The sequence below is a fragment of the Sphingobium sp. DC-2 genome (assembly GCF_000722555.1).
GTDB classification, from domain to species: Bacteria; Pseudomonadota; Alphaproteobacteria; order Sphingomonadales; family Sphingomonadaceae; genus Sphingobium; species Sphingobium quisquiliarum.
The window spans coordinates 1-4,238 of the sequence record NZ_JNAC01000143.1; the positions used below are offsets into that span (position 1 = coordinate 1).

3 protein-coding genes and 1 pseudogene are annotated in these 4,238 nt (G+C 58.4%); 2 read left to right on the top strand and 2 right to left on the bottom strand.

Annotated features, from left to right (window positions below):
- Nucleotides 1-405 precede the first annotated feature (405 nt).
- Nucleotides 406-1,329, top strand: coding sequence for a hypothetical protein (locus ET21_RS0123100; protein WP_030541553.1), 924 nt, complete (start codon nt 406-408; stop codon nt 1,327-1,329).
- A 64-nt stretch (nt 1,330-1,393) separates the two neighbouring features.
- Here ET21_RS0123100 and ET21_RS0123105 read toward each other — a convergent pair whose 3' ends face one another.
- On the bottom strand, nt 1,394-2,050 hold the full coding sequence (locus ET21_RS0123105) for a hypothetical protein (protein ID WP_156029341.1): 657 nt from the start codon (nt 2,048-2,050) through the stop codon (nt 1,394-1,396).
- Nucleotides 2,051-2,269: 219 nt separating this feature from the next.
- Here ET21_RS0123105 and ET21_RS27385 point away from each other — a divergent pair, with 219 nt between their 5' ends.
- Nucleotides 2,270-2,698 (top strand): helix-turn-helix transcriptional regulator, encoded by a 429-nt coding sequence (locus tag ET21_RS27385; protein WP_081856852.1) that lies wholly within the window; start codon nt 2,270-2,272, stop codon nt 2,696-2,698.
- Between the two features lie 72 nt (nt 2,699-2,770).
- On the opposite strand, the pseudogene ET21_RS28075 reads toward ET21_RS27385, so the two are convergent.
- A pseudogene (locus tag ET21_RS28075) lies at nt 2,771-4,238 on the bottom strand (hypothetical protein); the annotation flags it as partial.

Sequence of the window (4,238 nt, forward strand, 5' to 3'; positions counted from 1 at the left end):
GACGCCGATCACCCCGCTAACGGGGTCCCTTTTGCACGCCGGTCCACAGTTCTGTTGGCCTGCCATAGCAACAGCTTCGCATGGAACACAGAGGCGAACGGTCTTACTGGCCCCGGTGAAGCACTGATGGTTGCTGTGGCCCGACCCCTTGCTGACGATCGAAGAGGAAGAAGCGCCGTGTCCCGAAACGGGACAGCGCACCAGTTTGCACCAGCGGGAATAATGATTCGTGAGTGAAACGAGATGATGGTAAACGCGGAGTCACCAGCGCGCTCAAGGGGTTAGCCCGAAACGCGCTGGTTGGCTCGGCTGAGCCGTCTTGTGCAACTCAGGTGCTACGGCATTTGAGAAGACCAAACCAGCCGAGTTGAGCAACACCTTAACTAGTTGGATTGGCTGGATTAAATGTCAAATTTCGTAGTTCCGAGCAACACCCCCCGACAATACAACCTCGACCTGAAGATCGAGGTAGAGCGCGAAATCGATGGTGTAGGGATGGGCGTCCTCAGCGATGGCTCGCCCTTCCTGAACCTTCGCGGTCTTGCCAGCATGTGCGGCGTCGACAGTTCCTTGATCACGCGCATTACTGGGGATTGGATCAACACACCTCTGAAGCCGCGCGAACAGAAGATCCGGGAGCTGGTCCGCGCGCAAGGCGCGGACGACACGATCGCCTTCTACGCGATCGAAAAGAACGGCACCATCCATCACGCCGTTCCAGCTGCTGTCTGCATGGCGATTCTGGAATATTATGCCTTCGACGCGAAAACCTCGAATGACAAGGCGGCGCAGAGCTACCGGATTTTGGCGCGCAAGGGGTTCAACGCCTTCATCTATGCGCAAGTCGGCTATAATCCGACGGGTGCTTCTCATGTTGCCTGGCAGCAATTCCATGATCGCGTCTCGCTGGCCTATCATACCGTCCCGGCTGGCTATTTCAGCATCTTCAAGGAAGTGGCCGACATTATCGTGACGATGATCCGGGCGGGGGCGCAGATTGGAAAGTCGTTCATTCCGGACATTAGCGTCGGGATGGCATGGGCCAAATACTGGAAGGCAGAGAACCTAGAAGTCGTCTATGGCGCCCGGATCCAGTATGCCCACAACTACCCGGATTATTTCCCACAATCGATGTCGAACCCTCAGCCAGCATACTGTTACCCCGACGACGCTCTTGCTGAGTTCCGCCGCTGGGCGCGCGAAACCTATATCCCGAACCAGATGCCGCGCTATCTGGAGAGCAAGGTGAAGAGCGGCGAACTGCCGGCCCCTTCAGCCGTGGCGGCGATCGAGGCCTTCAAGGCGGCCCCCGCGCTTCCGGGAGCGTAAGGCTGGAAGCCCCGCGCCAAACGCGGGGCTTCAACTCTCCAACCGGTGGCGACATGAGCGGTAGTTATGCAATCGCAGCAAACTCGGGCCGAGCGCCCTGCCAACAATCAGGATGCAAGTCCTCGCGTGTAGCCATGCTCCCGTCCGAGCGGATCATTACCGCCATCGCGGGGTAGGCTACGTTCATCGGATGCCGTCTGGCACCGTGACCGATTATATCGAAGGCCCACGCATCAAGAGCCAAGCCTTCATCGGTCATGAAAAGCGACAGCTTTGTCTCCGCAAAGCTGGAAAGCCACGCCGTATCCGGACCGTCGCAGTAAAATCCTTTGATCTCGCATTCATGATCTTGGTTCGGGCTAAGCTGATGGCGAATTATCTTGCACGATCCGCGCCGCACTTCCGCATAATAGACGATCAGCAGTTGGGGGCTACTGACTCCGTTCGCCCGCATTAGCGCCATTTTTTCCCTGAAGAGGTCGGGGGCACAAGCGCGAGCGGCATCTGAAAAGGTGGCACCCTTCGCGCGACTGCTTGATAACTGTCGAGCAAACTCATCGCGATCGATGTTCGATCCGCCGACGGCAAATGCACTGGCCCTTCCTGCGGCATGAAGCTTGCGAACAGGCGCACGTTTACGGTTCTGGATGACATCCCAGCGACAGCTGTCCGCCGCGAGAAAAGCATGATCATCGGACACGTGGGCCAGCAGGATAGTCATGGCCCAGCTATGGTGCGTTCCCCCTAGGACATCAACGTCCACGGAATTCTTCTGCCCTACATAGTGCAAAAAGATAAGTGGATTATCTTTTCTCTTGCTATTGAGTGATAAGTAGCTTATCATGTGGGTGCTGGTCCGGAGTCAGCCGGGCTAGTAGATCCAGAGAAGAGGTACTCAAGCCAGCTCTCGGATCGGAAACAAACATAAGGAAAAAACAGAATGATACCAAGTGAACTAAAATCTGCTCGAAAAGTCTTAGCGATGAGTCAAGCTGAATTTGCGGATAGCATCGGCGTTTCGCGCGTGCTTGTCGGCCAAATGGAGCGCGGCGATGCACCGATCACGCCACGCACGTCTACAGCTGTTGAAATGCTGCTCGCCAAGACAAAGCTGATCTCCGACGTCTATTGGGTCGAAGATAGCGCAAAGGGCGGCTATATCGTGGTTCGCCGCACAGATCGGCAGCACGACCGACCGAACGCTCTTTATAGTGGGCATTCTCAGACTTGGCTGTACGGTGAATTCGCGCGGCGAGATCATGCCTATCGCTGGGCAGCAGCACTTCGGAACTCGGCAGACCCCCGCAATACTCGCAAGCTGATCCGTTCACGCGAAACGGATGCAATGGAGCGATCTGCGGCGTCTTGATCGTCGCATCCTGAGCAGACACGACCTGTTGCTGCCGCATCGCTGCGGCGATGTCCGACGGTAGCGCGGGCATCAGGCGTAGTTCCGAAGCGAGCCGGACCAGGTGCCGCCCGCGCTCTTGATGGCTTGCTCGATTTTTTCCAGCTTCGCCTCCAGCGCCGGGAAGCCCTGCGCGAGCAGCGTCACGGTATTGGCCGTGTTCGCCTCCATCGACTTCGTCGCCGCTGCCGTCTGCTCAATGAACGGATCAGCCGTGGTGCGGATGGGCGCCGCATTGTCGACGGTGGCGATGGCCTTGTTCGTGGCGGCCTGAATGGCATCGAACGCCTCGAAATATTTGGCCGTCGAGCCGTACATCTGGCGCTCTATGTCCAGATAGGTCTGGGCTGCCTCCAGATACTTGTCCTGGTTGATCGACTGCCCGGCATTGATCTGGGCAAGGAACGGATCCAGCGCGCTCTTCGCGTTCATCGCCTGCTCGCGCAGCGACAGCGGCGAAGAAGAACCCATGTTCATGGCCTTCAGGAAGTCCTTCATGGATTGCGAGGCCGACGCGGCGCTTTCCTTCGCGTCGATCAGTTCAAGATTGTAGAGCTTCTGCGCGTCGGCCATCTGCTGTGCGGTGGCGCCGCCCTCGCGCAAAGCTTCAACGGTTTTCAGCCACTTCTTGTTGAGCTCATCGATCGCATAGCCCACCGGATCCAGACGGCGCTGCAGTTCCTTCGGAATATCCTCGATCAGCGTGGCTTTCTCGATCGCCTTCTGCAGATCCTGCCCCGACTTCAGGATATTGATCGACGCCTGGCTGATGCCGGTGAGCACCGCACCTTCGATCGACTTCTGGATGGCGAACTCAATCGCCGCCTGCTCATCATCACCGAAGTTATAGAGGCCCTTCGCGGAATTGCCCTTGAAGTCCATCTTGCCGCCACGCCCTTCGACGTTGACGCGGTACTTGCCATCATAGGTGCCCATGGCGATGTTCGGCACGCCCGTGATCTTCGCCCCAAGCTGTTCGGCCAGGCTGTTGAGGCCATCCGCCACGTTCGACGCGAGACCGGATGCGGCGCGGATCGCGGAGCCAGCATTGCCCTTGCCCGCAGTGCCTGCCAGTTCGCCATATTCATTCATGAACAGGCCAGCGCTGCCATATTTCGGCTTGGGCTTGAACAGCCCACCCAGCGCGCCGCCAAGCAGCCCGCCAGCGATAGAGCCGAGAGGGCCAGCGAAAGAGCCCAAGCCCTGAAAGACAGAGTTGAGGCCGCTTTCGAGAGCCTTGCCAAAGGGTCCGTTTTTCCCGGTCAGGAAACCGCCGATCGCGCCGCCGATGCCTCCGCCGAGCTTACTGCCGCCAGCCAGGCCAGCCGCAGTGGAGCCAAGCGCCGCGTTGGCCAGCACATTGGAAAGGCCCTGAAAGAACTCACCCTTGGAGGAAAACACATCCTTCAGCTTATCGCCCAGCGTTTCCGCAATGACCCGGCCATCGACGTCTGAACCGCGCCGGGTTTGTCGGAGGCTCCAACTCCTGAGAAGGTGGAGC